The organism is Chlamydia crocodili, assembly GCF_018343815.1.
Lineage (GTDB): Bacteria > Chlamydiota > Chlamydiia > Chlamydiales > Chlamydiaceae > Chlamydia > Chlamydia crocodili.
Window position 1 is genome coordinate 587,348 of record NZ_CP060791.1, and the last position, 17,908, is coordinate 605,255.

The window sequence follows — 17,908 nt, forward strand, 5'->3', positions numbered from 1 at the left end:
TAGAAAAACATGGGTGCACGTTTAATTATTGATAAAGGCCCGTTGTCAGGATTTGTTTTAGTTCTTGAAGAAGGAACAAGCTGGTCAATAGGAAGAGATGATGCAACTAGTGATATTCAGCTAGAAGATCCTAAGCTTGCCGATACTCAGGTTGTTATAAGTAAAGAAGCAGGTGTTTATTCTGTCACAAACTTAGACAGCACACATCCTGTTACTGTAAACGGAAAAGAGATAATAGAGACAACATCTCTACAAAATGGTGACATCTTAATATTTGGTAGCAATCAATATTCTTTTTTCACAAATGAATTTGATCCTGAAGATGTTGTTTACGATTTTGACTTTTCTTCAGAAAATACAACTAATGTCTCGCCTGAACCTGCCGATAGTAAAAAGAAGACGAAGAAGAAAACCAAGTCTTCACAAGACGGAAAAAAGTCTTCTTCTTCAAAGCAGCAAGATTCTTCCGATACTTCTCCTACTGATAAAGACAAAGAACTTGCTGAAGCTTTCTTGGCTTCTGCAAAGTCAGAGAAGAACACTTCCGATCAAAAAGTAGATATAGATACCCTACCTGATACCGGAACAAAAAAGAAAAAATCCCCATTGGGGGATGTAAAAAATACTGAAACCCAGCATGCTACTATGGAAGAAAACGGAGCTTTGCCTAATCAAAATCAGCAGCCGTTACCCGATTCTGACCCTGCCAACCAGGAACAGTCTCAAGAAAGTGATCGGCCTAAAGAAGGTGAGCTTGTCAAAGAATCTCCCGCTTCTAAGAAAGAAGAAGTAACTCCCCAAGGAACTACAACTGATGAGAATCAGGATGTAGAAGAGCCAAATGACGACAAAGAAACTTCTGAAGAAACGACTGATAACAAAGAAGAAGCTGAAGAGAAGCCCGAAGAGGAAAATCAGAAAGAGAACAAAAAAACTGATAAAACTGAAGTCTTGTCTCCGTTTAATGTACAAGATCTCTTTAGATTTGATCAGGGTATTTTTCCTGCAGAAATAGATGATATTGTTCAAAAAAATGTTTCTGTAGATCTTTCTCAACCCTCACGCTTTTTATTAAAAGTGTTAGCTGGAGCCAATATTGGTGCGGAATTCCATCTAGATACGGGAAAATCCTACATTTTAGGTAGCGATCCTGCGTCTGCAGATATTGTCTTTAATGATCTTAGCGTCTCACATCGCCATGCAAAAATCATCGTAAGTAACGATGGTTCTATCATGCTGGAAGATCTAGGAAGTAAAAACGGTGTAATCATCGAGGGAAAGAAAATAGAGCACAGCTCTACCCTAAGTTCTAATCAAGTTGTTGCTCTAGGAACAACTTTATTCTTGCTGATAGATCATCTTGCTCCTGCGGATACGATCGTAGCCTCATTTGCTCCAGAAGATTACGGTTTGTTTGGGCGTCCTCAAGATGCTGAGGAAGTGGCTGAGCAAGCTGCTCAGGAAGAAGAAGAAAAGCGTAAACGAGCTACTCTTCCTACAGGATCATTTATACTTACATTATTCATTGGTGGCTTAGCTATACTTTTCGGCATAGGCACAGCTTCTTTATTCCATACGAAAGAAGTCGTTCCTATCGAGAATGTAGACTTTCAAGAAGACATCGAACGTGTAGTAAATACATTTCCAACAGTTCGTTACACGTTTAATAAAAATAACGGTCAGCTCTTTTTAATTGGGCATGTAAAAAATAGTATTGATAAAAGTGAGCTTCTCTATAAGATGGACGCTTTGTCTTTCATCAAATCTATTGATGACAACGTCATTGATGATGAGGCTGTCTGGCAAGAAATTAACATATTGTTATCAAAAAGAGCAGAATTTAAGGGCGTGAGTATGCATTCTCCAGAGCCTGGCCAATTCGTGATAACAGGATATCTAAAAACAGAAGAGCAGGCTGTATGCCTCTCTGATTATCTTAATGTACATTTCAACTATCTTTCTCTACTTGAGAATAAGGTAATCATAGAATCGCAGATGTTGAAAGCTATTGCTGGCCAACTTTTGCAATCAGGATTTGCAAATATCCATGTAGCTTTTGTTAATGGCGAGGTTGTTCTTACCGGTTATGTAAACAATGCTGATGGAGAGAAATTCCGTTCCGTTGTTCAGGAGATTTCTAGTTTGCCTGGCGTGCGCCTTGTGAAAAACTTTGTTGTTTTGTTACCTGTTGAAGAAGGGATAATAGATTTAAATTTGCGGTATCCTAGCCGTTATCGTGTAACCGGGTATTCAAAATATGGTGACGTAAGCATTAATGTTGTAGTCAATGGCAGGATTTTGACCCGAGGTGACGTTATCGATGGAATGACGGTAACAAGCATCCAGCCGAACTGTATCTTTTTAGAGAAGGAAGGGTTGAAATATAAAATCGAGTACAATAAATAGCTAATGTTAAGGCTTGTTAATTCTTTTGTATTTAGGAAGAAATACTATGTTTAATATGGAAAATACAGCTGCTAAAGAAGATAAATCTTCTCATCAGTTGTTTGATTTAGAGAAAGATATGCAGGATCTGAGTAAAGCTCAGGAGATCAAAGCTAATGTGCAGGATAAAGTGCAAAAATTGAACGCTTCTCTTCGTGAAGGTTCTGATAAAGCATTCTTTGAAAAGCAACAAGCATTGTTAGCAGGATATCTAGCCCTTCAGAAAGTTCTCGGGCGGATGAACCGCAAAATGGTTTAACAGACTAGATAAGTGGAGAATTTATGAGTAGTGGTAGCGGGAGCAGTTGCTCAGCATTTAATTTTAATGACATGCTTAATGGCGTATGTAAGTACGTCCAAGGTGTGCAACAATATCTAACAGAATTAGAAACCTCAACGCAAGGTACCGTTGACTTAGGTACGATGTTCAATTTGCAATTTCGTATGCAAATTTTATCACAGTACATGGAAGCAGTATCCAACATCTTGACAGCAGTGAACACAGAGATGATCACTATGGCAAGAGCTGTTAAAGGAAGTTAATAAACTAAGAGAAGGATCATGGCAGATTTGGAATTATTTAAAGCAGATTTTGCGTTGTTGTTTGAAGCTGGCATGTTGGCCATCAAACAAGGTGATGAAGAAAGCGCGAAAAAGCTTTTTCAGTCTTTACAAATCTTAAATCCTGACCATTATGGTTACGAATTAGGATTAGCATTGATTGACCTGCATAAGATGGAAATTTTTGCTGCAGAAGAGCGATTAAGTGCTTTAGCACAAAAAGAAGTCGATAATTGGAGCATTAAGTCTTTCCTTTCTCTAACACATATGATGATCGTCTTGCATCAGGGAAGCTCTTTCGAAGTGCGCCGTGAAAGCTTGGAAAACTGCTTAAAATTAGCTGATCAGGTGTTAGAAAATTGTGAAATAGAATCAACAAGAATTCTTGCCCAATCCGTTTTAGACTGGCATGATACTCTAGTAGCTAAAAGTGGTGGACCTTTAGGTTAACCTATTTTTTGGTTCTAAATAAAATACACATGGTTGTTGTCTTATGATAGATCCTTTGCAGCTTTTCCCGAAGCTAGACTCTGATAAAGAAACAGCTTCTATACAAAAGCCTTCAGGAACTCCTTTAGCAAGCGAACTAAATAAGGAAGTTCCTGCATTTTCTTTAGGAATGTCCGCAGATGCCCTTAATAAAAATGTTGAGGATGTAAAACCTAATCCTATGGCGATGATGCAAGATAGAAACTCTAACATCATCGATCCTGAATTAGAAGAAGCCTTGGACTCTGAAGAGCTCAAAGAACAAATAAATAATCTCAAAGAGCGCTTATGGGATGCACAATCAACCTTGCAAGACCAAGATCAAAATAAGTTGTCTCCTGAACATTTTGAAGCTGTTAGTGTAATTATTGATTTAATTAATGGAGATCTCAGTGACATAGCTGAGCATACACAGCAAAGCTTGCAGAAAAAGACAGAAGAAGAAAGTGATTCTGTTACACGTAAGATGATCAATTGGGTTTCCTCAGGAGAGGAAGTATTAAATAGAGCTCTTCTGTATTTTTCTGATAGAAACGGAGAGCGAGAAAATTTAGCCGACTTTTTAAAAGTACAGTACGCTGTTCAAAGAGCAACGCAAAGAGCAGAACTCTTTGCTAGTATCGTAGGAACTACGGTAAGTAGTATAAAGACGATAATGACCACACAATTAGGTTAATATGGACGAATTGACGACAGATTTTGACACCCTCATGTCGCAATTAAACGACGTACATTTGACTACAGTCGTAGGTCGTATTACTGAAGTTGTCGGTATGTTAATCAAAGCCGTTGTTCCCAATGTTCGTGTTGGGGAAGTGTGCTTGGTTAAACGTCACGGCATGGAGCCTCTCGTTACTGAGGTTGTTGGCTTCACACAAAATTTTGCTTTTCTATCGCCATTGGGAGAGCTTTCTGGGGTTAGCCCTTCTTCAGAAGTTATCCCAACTGGTCTACCTTTGCACATTCGTGCAGGTAATGGTCTTTTAGGACGTGTATTGAATGGTTTGGGAGAACCTATTGATGCCGAGACAAAAGGACCTTTAGTTGATGTTAATGAAACCTATCCTATTTTCCGTGCACCACCTGATCCATTGCATAGGGAAAAGTTAAGAACAATCTTGTCCACAGGTGTGCGATGCATCGATGGTATGCTCACAGTAGCTAGAGGTCAGCGTATAGGGATCTTCGCTGGAGCGGGGGTTGGTAAATCCTCTCTTTTAGGGATGATTGCTAGAAATGCTGAAGAAGCTGATGTTAACGTGATTGCTCTCATCGGAGAGCGGGGCCGTGAGGTTCGTGAGTTTATCGAGGGGGACCTTGGGGAAGAAGGAATGAAACGATCAGTGATCGTTGTTTCTACATCAGATCAATCATCACAACTACGATTAAACGCTGCTTATGTAGGTACTGCTATAGCAGAGTATTTCCGAGATCAGGGGAAGACTGTTGTTTTAATGATGGATTCTGTAACTCGATTTGCTCGAGCCTTAAGGGAAGTCGGGTTGGCTGCTGGAGAACCGCCAGCTAGAGCAGGATACACACCTTCAGTATTTTCAACCTTACCTAGATTATTGGAGCGTTCCGGAGCATCAGATAAAGGAACGATCACAGCATTTTATACTGTGCTTGTTGCCGGAGATGATATGAATGAACCGGTCGCCGATGAGGTTAAATCGATTCTTGATGGGCACATTGTCTTATCTAATGCTTTAGCGCAGGCCTATCACTATCCTGCTATTGATGTTTTGGCATCAATTAGCCGTTTGCTGACAGCAATTGTTCCTGAGGAACAAAGGCGCATAATAGGAAAAGCTCGTGAAGTATTAGCAAAGTATAAAGCAAACGAAATGCTTATACGTATTGGAGAATATCGCCGAGGTTCCGATCGCGAAGTGGATTTTGCTATAGATCACATAGATAAGTTGAATAGATTCTTAAAGCAAGATATCCATGAAAAGACTAATTACGAGGAAGCTGCACAACAACTTCGGGCAATTTTCCGCTAAGATATTAAGGGTAGAATGCCGTGCCTAAATACCCGTTAGAGCCTGTTCTAGCGATTAAAAAAGATCGTGTCGATAGAGCAGAAAAAGTTGTTAAAGAAAAGCGCCGTCTTTTAGAGATAGAACAAGAGAAGTTAAGAGAAATTGAAGCTGCTCGTGACAAAGTGAAAAATCACTATATGCAAAAGATTCAGCAATTGCGAGAATTGTTAGATGAAGGCACAACGAGTGATGCAGTTTTACAGAGAAAAGCTTATATTAAAGTTGTTGCTGTACAACTGGCTGAAGAAGAAGAAAAGGTTAATAAACAAAAAGAAAGTGTTTTAGCAGCTTCTAAAGAGCTGGAAAAAGCAGAAGTTAATTTAGCCAAACGGCGAAAAGAAGAAGAAAAGACGCGTTTACATAAAGAAGAGTGGATGAAAGAAGCTCTAAAAGAAGAAGCGCGAGAAATAGAGAAAGAGCAAGATGAAATGGGACAGCTGCTTCATCAGTTGCGCAAGAAAAAACAACGTGAATCGGGGGAATCTAGTTCATGGAATTAAATAAAACATCCGAGTCTTTGTACAATTGCAAGACAGATCGCCATTCAGTACAACAGGACGTAGGTCCGGAGCCTAAAGATAACCGCGACGTTAAAGTATTTTCTTTGGAAGGCCGCCAACAATCCAAACAAGATCGTCAGGATAAAGTTTCGAATAAAGGTTCTCGTCAAGAATCTCGAGGAGCTGATGATAAGCATGTGGAAGAGAAAACATCTGCTGTATCTTCTAAAGAAGAAGATAAAGAAGATGGTGATGGCTTCATGGCTTATGACAATCCTACAGCAGGAATGGCATTTGTAGATGTCGCTGCTCCTGTTTCTAGCGAAGTTGTTGTAGAAAGTGCTACAGTAGCTGTCGCTAGTGCAGATTTACAGTGGGTGCAAGAAGTTATTGCTAATACTGTAGAATCAATGATGGTTGCTGATGTTAATGGTCAGCAGTTAATCGAATTAGTTTTAGATGCTGAAGGTAATGTTCCTGAAATTTTTGCAGGTGCAAATTTAACTTTAGTACAATCTGGAACAGACCTTTCTGTAAAATTCTCTAATTTTGTAGATAATGCTCAGATGACAGAAGCAATGAATCTCATTGTAAATAATCCTTCTCAGCTTGCTAGTTTAGTAGGAGCATTAAAAAATCGTCATTTAAATTTGACAGAATTGACTGTTGGATCAAGTATTGTACAATTGCCAACTGTTGAAGAGGTGCAAACACCTCTACATATGATTGCTGCCACAATTCATCAAAGAGATGAAGAGAGAGATCAAGAAGGGAAAGATCAGCAGCAACAGCAAGATCAAGAACAAAACCAATATAAAGTTGAAGAAGCACGTTTATAAAGGTGATTTCTCATGGCAGTAGCAGCGGAGCCTAGCGCTAGTTGGTTAAAATCTAGAAATGATTTCCTAAGTTCTTTAGTGAAAACAGAAGAAGGAATTTCTCTTCCTTCGTTTCCTAAAGATCTATGCCAACGTAGGTTGAAAGAAAAATTTCGTTTAGAAGAAACAAGTCTTACTATTCAACCCCGAGGCTCCCTCTCTGCTACACAAGCTGTTCAAGATTTTGGAACACATCTTCTAGTTCAGTCATTTCTAGCACAACCTTTAGATCCTGGAACCTTCTTCTTTGTTACTTCAGAAGCAGATCTTCAATCTTTCATGGTTGCTGTATTTAATGATTCTAGTTTAGCTTCCTATTTCTATGAGAAGGATAAACTATTAGGATTCCATTATTACTTTTGTGCAGAGCTATGTAAGTTACTTCAAGAATTAGCTTGGTTGCCCTCTCTATCTGCTAGAGTTGTAGGAGATGCACGGTTTTCTAGTAAGGATCTACAAGGATCCTACCAGGCTGTAGATATCACTTGTGGATTAGATGGAAAATATATGCGTTTCCGTTTACTTTTCCCAGAAGCGGTATGTGATAGTTGTAAACAGTTCCTTTCTGCGTCGGATCAAAATTTTGATGTTCATCAATTAGATCCTACCCCTTTGACGATGTCTATAGAAGTTGGTTATTGCCAACTAACACAAGAAGAATGGCAACAAGTTGTACATGGCAGCTTTATCTTATTAGATAGTTGTTTATATGATCCTGATACAGAAGACAGTGGTGGCTTACTTACTATTCAGGGACATCAATTTTTCGGTGGTCGTTTTGTTGATCAAACCTCTGGAGAATTTAAAATTACCAGCTATCCAAGTTTACAACAGGAAGAACCTACTGAAGAAACACCAGAAGCTGCTCTACCTGCAGCACCTTTACCAGGAAGCTGTAAATTAGTAGCCGAAGCTTCTAGATACTCATTAACTGTTGAAGAGTTTTTAAAACTTACTCAAGGCAGTATCTTAAATCTCGATGGTGTCCATCCCTCTCGAGGTGTGGATTTGATTCTCAACGGAGCGAAAGTGGGGAGAGGAGAGATAGTATCTTTAGGAGATGTCTTAGGAATTCGAGTCCTAGAAGTATAAACGCATAATTGTCCCCTATGGATTGTCAATCCGAAATACCTTCTCAAAATCAGGTGATTGGTGAATATCACATCAAACAAATCCTGAGTAAGAAAGAAGGCAGCGCGGTGTACCAGGGTTTGCATCCTGATACTCTACAACCTACAGCTATTAAAGTTCTTGCCACACCTTTGGTTGCTGATATACGAGTTCATAATTTCTTAAAGGAAGCACGGATTGTTGAGCAAATCTCACATCCAAATATTGTTAAGTTATACCAATATGGACAATGTAGGGAAGGCCTGTACATAGCTATGGAATACATTCAGGGAGTTTCTCTTAGACACTACATTCTCTCCCAGCTGATTCCTTTATCACGTGCTATTGATATTATCTTACATATTGCCCAAGCTATTGAATATCTACATAGTCGAGGTATTCTCCATAGGGATATAAAACCAGAAAATATCCTTATGACATCTCAAGGACAAATCAAGCTTATAGATTTTGGTCTTGCTGCGTGCTCTATGGATGAAGATACTCATCTTGCGTGTTTAGGGACCCCTGCTTACATGAGTCCCGAACAACGTCAAGGAGATAAGATTTCTGAACTTTCAGAGATCTATTCATTGGGCTTAATAGCATACGAACTAATCTTAGGAAATTTAGCCCTAGGTAAAGTTGTTTTATCTTTGATTCCAGATAGAGTGAGTAAGATCCTAGCAAAGGCTTTACAACCTTCTCCTAAAGATCGTTATGGATCTATGAAGGAATTCATCACAGATTTACATAGTTATCGTTATGGTGAAGATCTTCAAAAAGATATGCGTAATAAAGATCACACTGCACTGGTGAATGATCAGCTATATCATCAGAGATTTTGGTTATCTCCTTCGGAAATTGTTGCTCCTGAATTTTTATCGGTTTCTATATATGAACAGGGATATCCTACGTATCCCCATGTATACTATGAAGCTTATATGAGTGGAGATGCTTTTAGATTATGGTTTTGTTATAGTCTTTCAGGAAATCCAACTTTAGTATTAACTATTATCAAGAGCTTCGTAAGTCAATGGGGTCATGAAGATAACATTAGAAATACGATTCGCAAAATTCATAGTGAGTTGATGCGTATAAACGTTCCTATAGATGAAAAGGGAATTTCGTTAGTTTGCGTAACTATTCCAAAAGAAAAAAAAGAACTTTCTTGGATTGCTTGTGGGAAAACTAATTTCTGGTTAAAAAAACAAGGAAAGGTTCCTCAGAATTTTGCTACTTCGTCCTTAGGTCTAGGAAAAATTAGTTCTTTACAAATTCAGGAAACCAAGGTTGCATGGGAAATAGGTGATGGAGCAGTATTACATACCTTACAGGCAGACGATTCCATGTCATCTTTACACAGTCCTTTATTCACAGAGTTGAAAGATAGAGGACAAACAGCTATATTCTGCCCAATAGAGAGCGTACAGTACGGGATATTAGAAAATCATGACGGAAATCTTTGTCCCTCAACACTTATCAGCTTAAAAAGAATCCGGTGAAAATAGTGACGTCGAACATTGGAAGAAAGATCTTACAGGTCATAAATAAGAAAAAAGGAAAAATAGGAGTACTTTCTGTTCTGTTTTTCTTTGACCTGGTTTTACTTGGTGTGAATTCTCAAAAACCACCAATTAATGAACCAAGATCTCGAGCTAGAAACTCCCAAACAGACGAAAACAGCCAAGTTGCTGCCTGTCCTAAAAACATAGTTAATAAGACATCAGCAAAAAAATCTGATAAGCAATCTATTGCTAAAAGCTTACCACAGAATCAGCCGCGTCATTTTAAGAAATCTACACAGACATTTTCCCCAGGATTTTCTGAGGGCTCACCATTTGCTAAGCCTGAAGTTAGAAAACGTCCTCTTGATAACCGTTATACTCAAACGGCTACGAAAAAAACTCCACGTTTCCTTCCTAAACAAGAAGAAAAAACGGAAGTTATCGAAGAGAAAAGCGAAGAGGCTCAACTTTGGGAAGATAAGCGTGCTTATGCTAAACGTGCTGTAAATGCTATAAACTTTAGTGTAAAAAAGCTTGTTGAAGAGAGCGAAAAAAAGAGCTCTCAAGAAGAAGGCTTTAAAGTTGATAATAAAGCAGCATCTTCACAATCGTTGAACACAAAATCTCCGGATAAGCAACCCTCTATTGATAAGATAGCAATTCACTCTGATTCTAAAAAAGATGATGAGCAAGCGCCCTCCTTATTGAAAGGGAAACAGATTACCTGCGCGGATCTTAAAGATAATGGTTATACTGTAAATTTTGAAGATATCTCTGTTCTTGAGCTTTTGCAATTTGTCAGTAAGATTTCTGGAACAAATTTCGTTTTCGATAGTAATGATTTAAATTTCAATGTAACAATTGTTTCCCATGATCCTACATCTGTAGACGATCTTTCTACGATCCTTTTACAAGTCTTAAAAATGCATGACTTGAAAGTAGTAGAACAAGGGAATAACGTTCTTATTTATCGTAATCCTCGTCTTTCTAAATTATCGACTGTAGTTACCGATGGTTCTGCAAAGGATAATTGTGAAGCTGTTGTGGTTACCCGTGTATTTCGTTTATACAGCGTGCATCCTACGTCTGCTGTAAATATTATTCAGCCTCTACTTTCACATGATGCTATAGTAAGTGCTTCAGAAGCTACACGCCATGTCATTGTTTCTGATATTGCTGGAAATGTTGAGAAAGTCGGAGAGTTGTTAGCAGCTTTAGATAGTCCCGGAACATCCGTGGATATGTCAGAGTATGAAGTGCGTTATGCAAATCCTGCTTCACTAGTGAGCTATTGCCAAGATGTTCTTGGTGCTATGGCTGAAGACGAAGCTTTTCAGATTTTTATTCAACCAGGAACAAATAAGATTTTCGTAGTTTCCTCGCCCCGGTTAACTAACAAGGCAATACAACTACTAAAATCCTTGGATGTTCCAGAAATGGCACATACATTAGATGATGTCACAAGTCCTGCTGCAGCTTTAGGCACATCAGGAGCCGCAAATCCTAAAAGCTTACGCTTCTTTATGTATAAGCTGAAATATCAAAATGGTGCGGCGATTGCTCAGGCAATTCAAGATATTGGATACAATCTCTATGTAACGACAGCAATGGATGAAGATTTCATCAATACGCTAAACAGTATTCAATGGCTGGATGTTAATAACTCTATTGTTGTTATCGGAAATCAAACAAATGTAGATAAAGTTGTCAGCTTGCTCAATGGTTTAGACTTACCTCCAAAGCAAGTGTATATCGAGGTACTCATCCTAGAGACTAGCCTAGAGAAATCTTGGGATTTCGGAGTTCAGTGGGTAGCACTTGGAGATGAACAAGGTAAAGTTGCTTATGCTTCAGGTTTGTTAAGCAATACAGGTCTTACTAATCCTGCAAAATCTACAGTTCCACCTGCAAAGCCATCTCCAGGAGATATTCCCTTACCAACGCCTGGTCAGCTAGCAGGAATTAGCGATATGATGTATGCATCCTCAGCTTTTGGCTTGGGGATCATAGGAAATGTTCTTAGCCATAAAGGGAAATCTTTCCTTACCTTAGGAGGACTTCTCAGTGCTTTAGATCAAGATGGTGATACTGTCATCGTTCTTAATCCAAGAATTATGGCTCAGGATACACAACAAGCATCTTTCTTCGTTGGGCAGACGATTCCTTTCCAAACAACGAGCACAATTATTCAAGAAACGGGAACTGTTACACAAAATATCGAATATGAAGATATCGGTGTTAACCTTGTTGTTGCTTCAACGATCGCTCCGAATAACGTGGTCACTTTACAAATAGAACAAACAATTTCTGAGCTACATTCTGCTCAGGGTACTCTTACACCTGTAACGGATAAAACGTATGCAGCTACCCGACTACAAGTTCCTGATGGATGTTTCTTAGTAATGAGTGGTCACATCAGAGATAAGACTACAAAAATTATTACGGGAGTCCCTCTGCTAAACTCTATACCTTTAATTCGAGGTCTGTTCAGCAGAACAATAGATCAAAGGCAAAAACGCAACATCATGATGTTCATTAAGCCTAAGGTTATTAGCAGCTTTGAAGAGGGCACAACATTAACAAATAAAGAGGGTTACCGATATAACTGGGAAGCTGATGAGGGATCTATGCAAGTAGCACCACGACATGCTCCTGAATGTCAGCACCCTCCCGCATTGCAGGCAGAAAGTGATTTTAAAATGCTAGAAATAGAAGCCCGATAAATGCTATATAGAAAAAATAAGATGATATTCTACGCCATGGAATAGCTTCTGACTCTGTTGTATTTCAGGGGGAAAGCCAAGAAAACATCATCGGCCGTATGATTGTTGTTTTCTTGGCTTTTTTATTCCCCAAATCTATACTTACTCCTTCTTTTTGCCTAAATAGCTCAGTTGGTAGAGCAACGCATTCGTAACGCGTAGGTCGTCGGTTCGATCCCGGCTTTGGGCAAACATAGTGAAAAATATTTACAGAAAATAAAAAAACGGCTTACCTTCTTGCTTTATTTCTTAATGGAAAAGCATAAGAGATAAGAACTTATAAAGAGCAAAATCCTCTCATAATTGCCATTATGAGATTTTGTATTTTGCTTTCTATTTTAAAAGTATTTCTTAGCCTATTTCTATAAAGAATATCCCGTATTTATAAGATGGATATGGTGAAAATCAATGTCTTTTCTCTACTCCAGATTAAAAATACATATTAGGGGAAGAGGGCAACTGGCATGTCCTAAGAGGCAAGAGACTTTAGGGAGAGTCGTCCTCAGAGCTTTTGAAGATCTCATCTTAAAAGTATGTCAGGGCTTTTAATTTTTGGCCTTAGGGGGAAACCTTGCTGCCCTCCTATAACCATATATTTGGTGAGGAGGGTATTAAAAGCCAGAGGGAGATAAATTTTCCGCAAGTTTTTTTAAAACGTCTGCGCGTAGTTGCGTGATTACTTCTTTTTGCAGATTTTTATTATTTTCAGGTTGTTTTGTAAGTGCTAAGTGTCCACGACGCGCTTGCCAAAATACTGGATTCCAAATAGGGCTATTGTCGGCACCTTGGATCCATCCCAGGCTGATCCCTAATTGAATCCAGCTTAACGCATCTAATGTTTCCTGAAGGTCTAAATGATACGAATGTGTAAGCAATCCTAAGGCACGTAAAATATGATTTTTTAGTTCCCCAGCATTTTGTTCAGCATGTTTCTTTTTCGCTGATGCCTCCGCAACGGATATTTTTGAGGACCATATTCTCAACGATGATAGGATTTGCTCTTCAGTAAGCCCTAAAGAGCATTTATTGGATAACACTAGCATGTTTCCCATGTATCCTGGTGTTGCTGGTAGTAGTCCTGAACAAGCTACTTCTGTATCTTCATCAATAATATCGTTTAATTCCTGAGAATATACTAGTGTAGGAGCATGCAAAAAACACTGACTTTTTAATCCCGTACCACATTCTCGAGGATTTGTAGTTAGAAAACCAAAATCTGAAGAAAAAGCAAATTCTAGCTTCTCATTAAGATAAGAGTCTAACCGTACAAGCTGATCTAAAGCTTTTTCAGGTTCAGATACAAAGTCTATCGTATGGAGAATCAAATGATCTCGGAAATTTATTGCGGCTAGAATAGTTCCAGAACGATTTACAATAAGAGCTTCGCCTTCAGGATTCCCTGTTAGATCATGGGGAAATAGAAAATGCTCAATAAGAAATTCTTTTTGCCAAGCGGGAGCATCTTTAAGAGGTAAAACTAAAAACTCATCAAAACCTTCAATATGGTTGAAATGGGAAACTATAGCCTCTAAAATTTCCTGCTTTTTCTCCCTAGATAAACAAGGAAGAAACTTTGCTATGGAAAGATTCCTAGATAGTGAAAACGTCGTTATAGGCCAGGTTTTATTTATAGGAGGGGCGTCTTTCTTACTAGCAAAATTAAGAAGTAAATCATTGGGAAGAATCATGCGAATTCTGATTTTTTAAATGATTAATCTGATCTCGTATTACAGCAGCTTGCTCGTAATCTTCACGAGCTAACGTATCCTGAAGAGCCTCATTTAAAGCTATTAGCTTAAGGAGGGGATTCATACTCGCCGCTTCTCCAGGAGCACGACCAATATGCAAGCAACCACGACTACTGTCAGAAGTTGCTGATGAGAAAATAGCTTTAGTATGCATTAGTTTTGCAATAAGCTGTGTTTTGAAATTGGTATAACATAAATGACAACCAAGTAACTGATCTTCATCAGCAGTTGGTTTCCATACAGTTTTACAATTGCCACACTCTAAAGTTACTGAAGATCCCGAAGTACCTACGGCAATATTATCACGACTATAGTAATGACTCGGACAAGGACAAGATTCACATACATAAGAACGTAAGATCTTATCTTTATCTACTTCAGTATAGCAAATTATTGCTGGCTTTTGACAGTGATAACACTGATGGGATTTAGAAGTCGCCATGGAGATCTACCATTAAAGCCAAATACTAATACACCCAGTACCAATAACAAAAAAGTGACAAAGGAGAAAAAGGTTTTTTTAAAGAAATGTAAAAGAACCAAGAATAATCAACTGGGCCTTGAAGGATTTGAACCTTCGACCCCCTCATTAAAAGTGAGGTGCTCTAACCGCTGAGCTAAAGGCCCGAAGTTTGCTTGGTAATTTTACATTTTGACCCCAAGGGGATTCGAACCCCTGTTACCGGAATGAAAATCCGATGTCCTGGGCCAGGCTAGACGATGGGGCCAAGACAACTACAATATTACTAGTTCTATCCCTTTAGAGCAATCTTTTCCTCTCTTTGTTTCATATGAAAAACCAAAGAAATAGAGGTAGATAAAGATTACATATACGAAACAGAGCTTATCATATTAACGAAAGATCCGCCTCTTTTTGCTTCGTAATTTCGTCAATTTGCTTACAGAACTTATCTGTTAATTCCTGGATCTTCTTCTCCATTCCTTTAACAGCATCTTCTGTTAAGTCAGAATCTTTTTTTAACTTGTCGTTAGATTCCCTGCGGATATTGCGAATAGTTACTTTCGCTTCCTCAGATTTACGACGCAACTGCTTGATAACTTCATTTCTGTATTCCGCAGTAGGCTCAGGAATCTTAATACGTACTATCGTTCCTTCTACATCCGGTTGCAAATTTAAATTTGCAGCAATGATGCCCTTAGATATAGCAGAAACATTATTCGCATCGTAAGGAGAAATAACTAACTGACGAGTGTCTGCTACAGAAATAGAGGCTAAATCAGACAGCCTCATTGTGGTTCCATATACATCTACGGTCACTGTTTCTACTAAAGCAGGATTAGCTTTTCCTGTTCTAAATGATCTGACTTCTTTATGGAAAAATTCCAAAGCACCAGCCATTTTCTTTTCAGTATCAGTTAGAATGGACATGCTGAGCGTCTCCACAAATTAATGTTCCGATATTCTCATCGAAAATAGCTTGCTCTAAAGAATGCTTAACAAAGCTAAAGACACGAATAGGAATATTGGAATCCATGCATAAAGATACAGCAGAAGCGTCCATAACTCCTAGTCCCTGAGATAGGAAATCCTTATAACTAATATGGTCATATTTTACAGCATCTGTAAACATTCGAGGATCTTTATCATAAACTCCATCAACATGCATGGTTGCTTTAAGTAGGATGTCAGCCTTTAACTCACAAGCACGCAAAGCAGCGCCTGTATCCGTTGTTAAATAAGGAGAACCTGCTCCTGTTGTACAGATTAAAACTTTACCTTGGCTTAAGGCTTCCGCAGATTTTTGAGGAGTATACAAGTCTGCTAATTGAGGGCAAGAAAGCGTAGAAGTTAATAAACAAGGAATATCATCGGCTTTTAATGCATCCGCTACAGCCATACCATTAATTAAAGTAGCTAGCATTCCCATTTGGTCTGCAGATACTCGATTAATTTGTAGTTCTTTTTGTTGAGCAAGACCCCTTAAGATATTTCCACCGCCTATAACAAGAGCTGTTTCGATATCGCAGTTGCGTACAGCACGTAATTCTGCTACTAATCTGGATAAACGAACTTCATCAATTCGGTTTCCACTATCTGTTGAGAGAGATTCTCCAGAAATCTTAAATAAGACTCGTGTTATTCGCTTAGACATATTTCCTCTCGCTTATTAAGCTCCTATTTTCCATAAAATGAATTCCTTCACTTCGACGGAATTGCCACTAGTTTTGCTAGCGTCATCAACCAAACCTTGAATGGTTATATCAGGATTTTTAATGAAGGCTTGTTCTAGTAGACAAACATCTTGGAAGAATGTTCCCAATTTACCACTGATAATCTTATCGATAACAGCTTGGGGTTTTCCCTGTATTTGAGAAGAAATTACTTCTTTTTCTCTTTCTAAAGCATCCACAGGCACACTCTCTTTATTTAAAAATAGTGGTTGTGCCGCTACGATGTGCATGGAAATATCTTTAGCTAGATCTTCTTTATCAGTAATTCCAGAAAGAACAGTCACGGAAACAGCTTTTCCATTACCGTGCGAGTAAATGCCTATACTTTCTTCCGTTGCTTTTGGTAAGTACTTAATTCTGCTAATACGGATATTTTCGCCGACGGTTTGCATAGTTACAGCGCGTAACTCATCAACGGTAAGAGAAGAGTCTTGAGATGAAGCAAGAAGTAGTAAGGCGTCGATATTGTCTACTTTATGATTTAAAACATCTTCAACTAAACTATCGACGAAAGATCGAAATACAGAGTTATTAGCTACGAAATCTGTTTCCACGTTAACTTCAACAACAGCAGTACCCCGAGCATCGCTTTTTGCTGCAATGACGCCTTCTTTTGTTTCTCTGTGCTCCTTTTTGCTAGCAGAGGCAAGACCTAATTTACGTAAGTGAACCACAGCTTCTTCAAGATTCCCATTGCATTCAGCTAAAGCTTCCTTACATTTGGTTAACCCTACACCGGTCTGTTGTCTTAAGAGTTTGAGGGTTTCCATTGAAAAGTTGCTCATTAGTTAGCCTCATTACTGTCGTATTTTTTTGCCAATAGATCTTCTTGACGGTTGTCATCGCCTGTTGCATAGATATCGATCTCTTCGGAAGACTCTTCTGTGCTTAAAGCTTTAATTGGAGAAACAATTTCAATACCTAGTTTTTTCTTGGTATTAACGATGTTATCTTTAATAGCGCTAATGATTAAGCGAATACTTTTTAAAGAATCATCATTACATGGAACAACATAGTCAATCGGTGTTGGATCACAGTTAGTATCAACTAATGCTAATACAGGGATGCCAAGCTTTTTAGCTTCTGCAACAGCGATTTTTTCATAGCTAGGGTCAACAACTATAACTAAACCAGGAATCTTTCTTAGGTAACGGATGCCTTCCAAGTTTTTCAATAATTTTTGATGACGCTTAGCAAGTAAAGCAATTTCTTTTTTTGTTAAGTAAGAACTATTTTGAGTAAGATCTTTTTCGATTTTATCCAAAGTTTTGATGGAATTTCTGATAGTTGTCATGTTAGTTAACATGCCACCCAACCATCTCTCAGCGACAAAGTATTCGCCAGCTTCTATAGCAGCTTCTTTAATGACGCATTTGGCTTGTTTTTTAGTTCCTACAAAGAGAATAGGCTTGTTCTCTTTGATGACCTTACATACTTGTGGAAGGGCATTACGTAATTGATAAAGTGTTTTTGCTAAATTGATGATGTAAAGACCGTTTTTCTCCTCAAAGATGTAAAGTTTCATCTTTGGGTTCCATCTTCGCGTTTGGTGCCCGAAATGAGCGCCCGCTTCCATTAAGTCTTTAACTGAAAGATTGCATACTGGTTGTTCTTCCAAGCTTTGTACCTCTATTTCTTGAATATATTAACAATGGCATCTTGATCCAACGTC

Annotated in this window: 17 protein-coding genes and 3 tRNA genes; 12 read left to right on the plus strand and 8 right to left on the minus strand. The window is 38.5% G+C overall.

Going from position 1 to position 17,908, the window contains the following annotated elements:
- Positions 1–9: 9 nt before the first annotated feature.
- The 12 genes from sctD to H9Q19_RS02600 all read left to right on the plus strand — a co-directional run bounded on the left by sctD (position 10) and on the right by H9Q19_RS02600 (position 12,485).
- Positions 10–2,406 carry a type III secretion system inner membrane ring subunit SctD gene (gene sctD / locus H9Q19_RS02545; RefSeq protein WP_213241957.1) on the plus strand — a complete coding sequence of 799 codons (2,397 nt, stop codon included), beginning with the start codon at positions 10–12 and terminating at the stop codon, positions 2,404–2,406.
- A gap of 46 nt (positions 2,407–2,452) precedes the next feature.
- Entirely contained in the window at positions 2,453–2,704 is a 252-nt protein-coding gene (locus tag H9Q19_RS02550; protein WP_117273728.1) for a DUF5398 family protein, read from the plus strand.
- A gap of 23 nt (positions 2,705–2,727) precedes the next feature.
- On the plus strand, positions 2,728–2,988 hold the full coding sequence (locus H9Q19_RS02555) for a DUF5407 family protein (RefSeq protein ID WP_011006005.1): 261 nt from the start codon (positions 2,728–2,730) through the stop codon (positions 2,986–2,988).
- Positions 2,989–3,006: 18 nt separating this feature from the next.
- Positions 3,007–3,456, plus strand: coding sequence for a CdsG family type III secretion system protein (locus H9Q19_RS02560; RefSeq protein WP_213241960.1), 450 nt, complete (start codon positions 3,007–3,009; stop codon positions 3,454–3,456).
- 43 nt (positions 3,457–3,499) lie between these two features.
- Positions 3,500–4,171, plus strand: a complete 672-nt coding sequence (locus tag H9Q19_RS02565; protein ID WP_213241962.1) for a CT668 family type III secretion system protein — start codon at positions 3,500–3,502, stop codon at positions 4,169–4,171.
- A 1-nt stretch (position 4,172) separates the two neighbouring features.
- Entirely contained in the window at positions 4,173–5,501 is a 1,329-nt protein-coding gene (gene sctN, locus H9Q19_RS02570) for a type III secretion system ATPase SctN (protein WP_213241964.1), read from the plus strand.
- A gap of 20 nt (positions 5,502–5,521) precedes the next feature.
- A complete protein-coding gene (locus H9Q19_RS02575) occupies positions 5,522–6,040 on the plus strand; it encodes a type III secretion T3S chaperone (RefSeq protein WP_213241966.1) in 519 nt (172 codons plus the stop codon).
- Positions 6,031–6,879 (plus strand): DUF5421 family protein, encoded by an 849-nt coding sequence (locus tag H9Q19_RS02580; RefSeq protein ID WP_213241968.1) that lies wholly within the window; start codon positions 6,031–6,033, stop codon positions 6,877–6,879. The genes H9Q19_RS02575 and H9Q19_RS02580 overlap by 10 nt, the downstream gene beginning before the upstream one ends.
- Before the next feature lie 12 nt (positions 6,880–6,891).
- Positions 6,892–8,010: a type III secretion system cytoplasmic ring protein SctQ gene (sctQ, locus tag H9Q19_RS02585; RefSeq protein WP_213241970.1), complete on the plus strand. Its 1,119-nt coding sequence runs from the start codon at positions 6,892–6,894 to the stop codon at positions 8,008–8,010.
- Between the two features lie 17 nt (positions 8,011–8,027).
- Positions 8,028–9,530, plus strand: coding sequence for a serine/threonine protein kinase (locus H9Q19_RS02590; protein ID WP_213241972.1), 1,503 nt, complete (start codon positions 8,028–8,030; stop codon positions 9,528–9,530).
- Complete coding sequence (locus tag H9Q19_RS02595; protein ID WP_213241974.1) at positions 9,527–12,256, plus strand: secretin N-terminal domain-containing protein; 2,730 nt, start codon at positions 9,527–9,529, stop codon at positions 12,254–12,256. The genes H9Q19_RS02590 and H9Q19_RS02595 overlap by 4 nt, the downstream gene beginning before the upstream one ends.
- 156 nt (positions 12,257–12,412) lie before the next feature.
- Positions 12,413–12,485: transfer RNA gene (locus H9Q19_RS02600), tRNA-Thr, on the plus strand.
- Positions 12,486–12,906: 421 nt separating this feature from the next.
- On the opposite strand, the gene H9Q19_RS02605 is transcribed toward H9Q19_RS02600, so the two are convergent.
- From H9Q19_RS02605 to rpsB, 8 genes are all read right to left on the minus strand, one after another.
- The gene (locus tag H9Q19_RS02605) at positions 12,907–13,983 is read right to left on the minus strand and encodes a protein arginine kinase (protein ID WP_213241976.1); all 1,077 of its coding nucleotides are present in this window, start codon (positions 13,981–13,983) and stop codon (positions 12,907–12,909) included.
- Positions 13,967–14,485 (minus strand): UvrB/UvrC motif-containing protein, encoded by a 519-nt coding sequence (locus H9Q19_RS02610; RefSeq protein WP_213241978.1) that lies wholly within the window; start codon positions 14,483–14,485, stop codon positions 13,967–13,969. Before H9Q19_RS02610 ends, H9Q19_RS02605 begins: the two co-directional genes overlap by 17 nt.
- Positions 14,486–14,597: 112 nt before the next feature.
- Positions 14,598–14,670, minus strand: a tRNA-Lys gene (locus H9Q19_RS02615).
- 26 nt (positions 14,671–14,696) lie between these two features.
- Positions 14,697–14,771, minus strand: a tRNA-Glu gene (locus tag H9Q19_RS02620).
- 119 nt (positions 14,772–14,890) lie between these two features.
- Positions 14,891–15,433 carry a ribosome recycling factor gene (frr, locus tag H9Q19_RS02625; protein ID WP_213241980.1) on the minus strand — a complete coding sequence of 181 codons (543 nt, stop codon included), beginning with the start codon at positions 15,431–15,433 and terminating at the stop codon, positions 14,891–14,893.
- Complete coding sequence (gene pyrH / locus H9Q19_RS02630) at positions 15,417–16,157, minus strand: UMP kinase (RefSeq protein WP_213241982.1); 741 nt, start codon at positions 16,155–16,157, stop codon at positions 15,417–15,419. Before pyrH ends, frr begins: the two co-directional genes overlap by 17 nt.
- A gap of 15 nt (positions 16,158–16,172) precedes the next feature.
- Positions 16,173–17,021 (minus strand): translation elongation factor Ts, encoded by an 849-nt coding sequence (gene tsf / locus H9Q19_RS02635; protein ID WP_213241984.1) that lies wholly within the window; start codon positions 17,019–17,021, stop codon positions 16,173–16,175.
- A complete protein-coding gene (gene rpsB / locus H9Q19_RS02640; RefSeq protein WP_213241987.1) occupies positions 17,021–17,854 on the minus strand; it encodes a 30S ribosomal protein S2 in 834 nt (277 codons plus the stop codon). The genes tsf and rpsB overlap by 1 nt, the downstream gene beginning before the upstream one ends.
- Between the last annotated feature and the right edge of the window lie 54 nt (positions 17,855–17,908).

Excerpts from the sequence above, each read along its gene's own strand:
- sctD (WP_213241957.1), top strand. The coding sequence starts at position 10 with ATGGGTGCACGTTTAATTATTGATAAAGGCCCGTTGTCAGGATTTGTT.
- H9Q19_RS02550 (WP_117273728.1), top strand. The coding sequence starts at position 2,453 with ATGTTTAATATGGAAAATACAGCTGCTAAAGAAGATAAATCTTCTCAT.
- H9Q19_RS02555 (WP_011006005.1), top strand. The coding sequence starts at position 2,728 with ATGAGTAGTGGTAGCGGGAGCAGTTGCTCAGCATTTAATTTTAATGAC.
- H9Q19_RS02560 (WP_213241960.1), top strand. The coding sequence starts at position 3,007 with ATGGCAGATTTGGAATTATTTAAAGCAGATTTTGCGTTGTTGTTTGAA.
- H9Q19_RS02565 (WP_213241962.1), top strand. The coding sequence starts at position 3,500 with ATGATAGATCCTTTGCAGCTTTTCCCGAAGCTAGACTCTGATAAAGAA.
- sctN (WP_213241964.1), top strand. The coding sequence starts at position 4,173 with ATGGACGAATTGACGACAGATTTTGACACCCTCATGTCGCAATTAAAC.
- H9Q19_RS02580 (WP_213241968.1), top strand. The coding sequence starts at position 6,031 with ATGGAATTAAATAAAACATCCGAGTCTTTGTACAATTGCAAGACAGAT.
- sctQ (WP_213241970.1), top strand. The coding sequence starts at position 6,892 with ATGGCAGTAGCAGCGGAGCCTAGCGCTAGTTGGTTAAAATCTAGAAAT.
- H9Q19_RS02590 (WP_213241972.1), top strand. The coding sequence starts at position 8,028 with ATGGATTGTCAATCCGAAATACCTTCTCAAAATCAGGTGATTGGTGAA.
- H9Q19_RS02605 (WP_213241976.1), bottom strand. The coding sequence starts at position 13,983 with ATGATTCTTCCCAATGATTTACTTCTTAATTTTGCTAGTAAGAAAGAC.
- H9Q19_RS02610 (WP_213241978.1), bottom strand. The coding sequence starts at position 14,485 with ATGGCGACTTCTAAATCCCATCAGTGTTATCACTGTCAAAAGCCAGCA.
- frr (WP_213241980.1), bottom strand. The coding sequence starts at position 15,433 with ATGTCCATTCTAACTGATACTGAAAAGAAAATGGCTGGTGCTTTGGAA.
- pyrH (WP_213241982.1), bottom strand. The coding sequence starts at position 16,157 with ATGTCTAAGCGAATAACACGAGTCTTATTTAAGATTTCTGGAGAATCT.
- tsf (WP_213241984.1), bottom strand. The coding sequence starts at position 17,021 with ATGAGCAACTTTTCAATGGAAACCCTCAAACTCTTAAGACAACAGACC.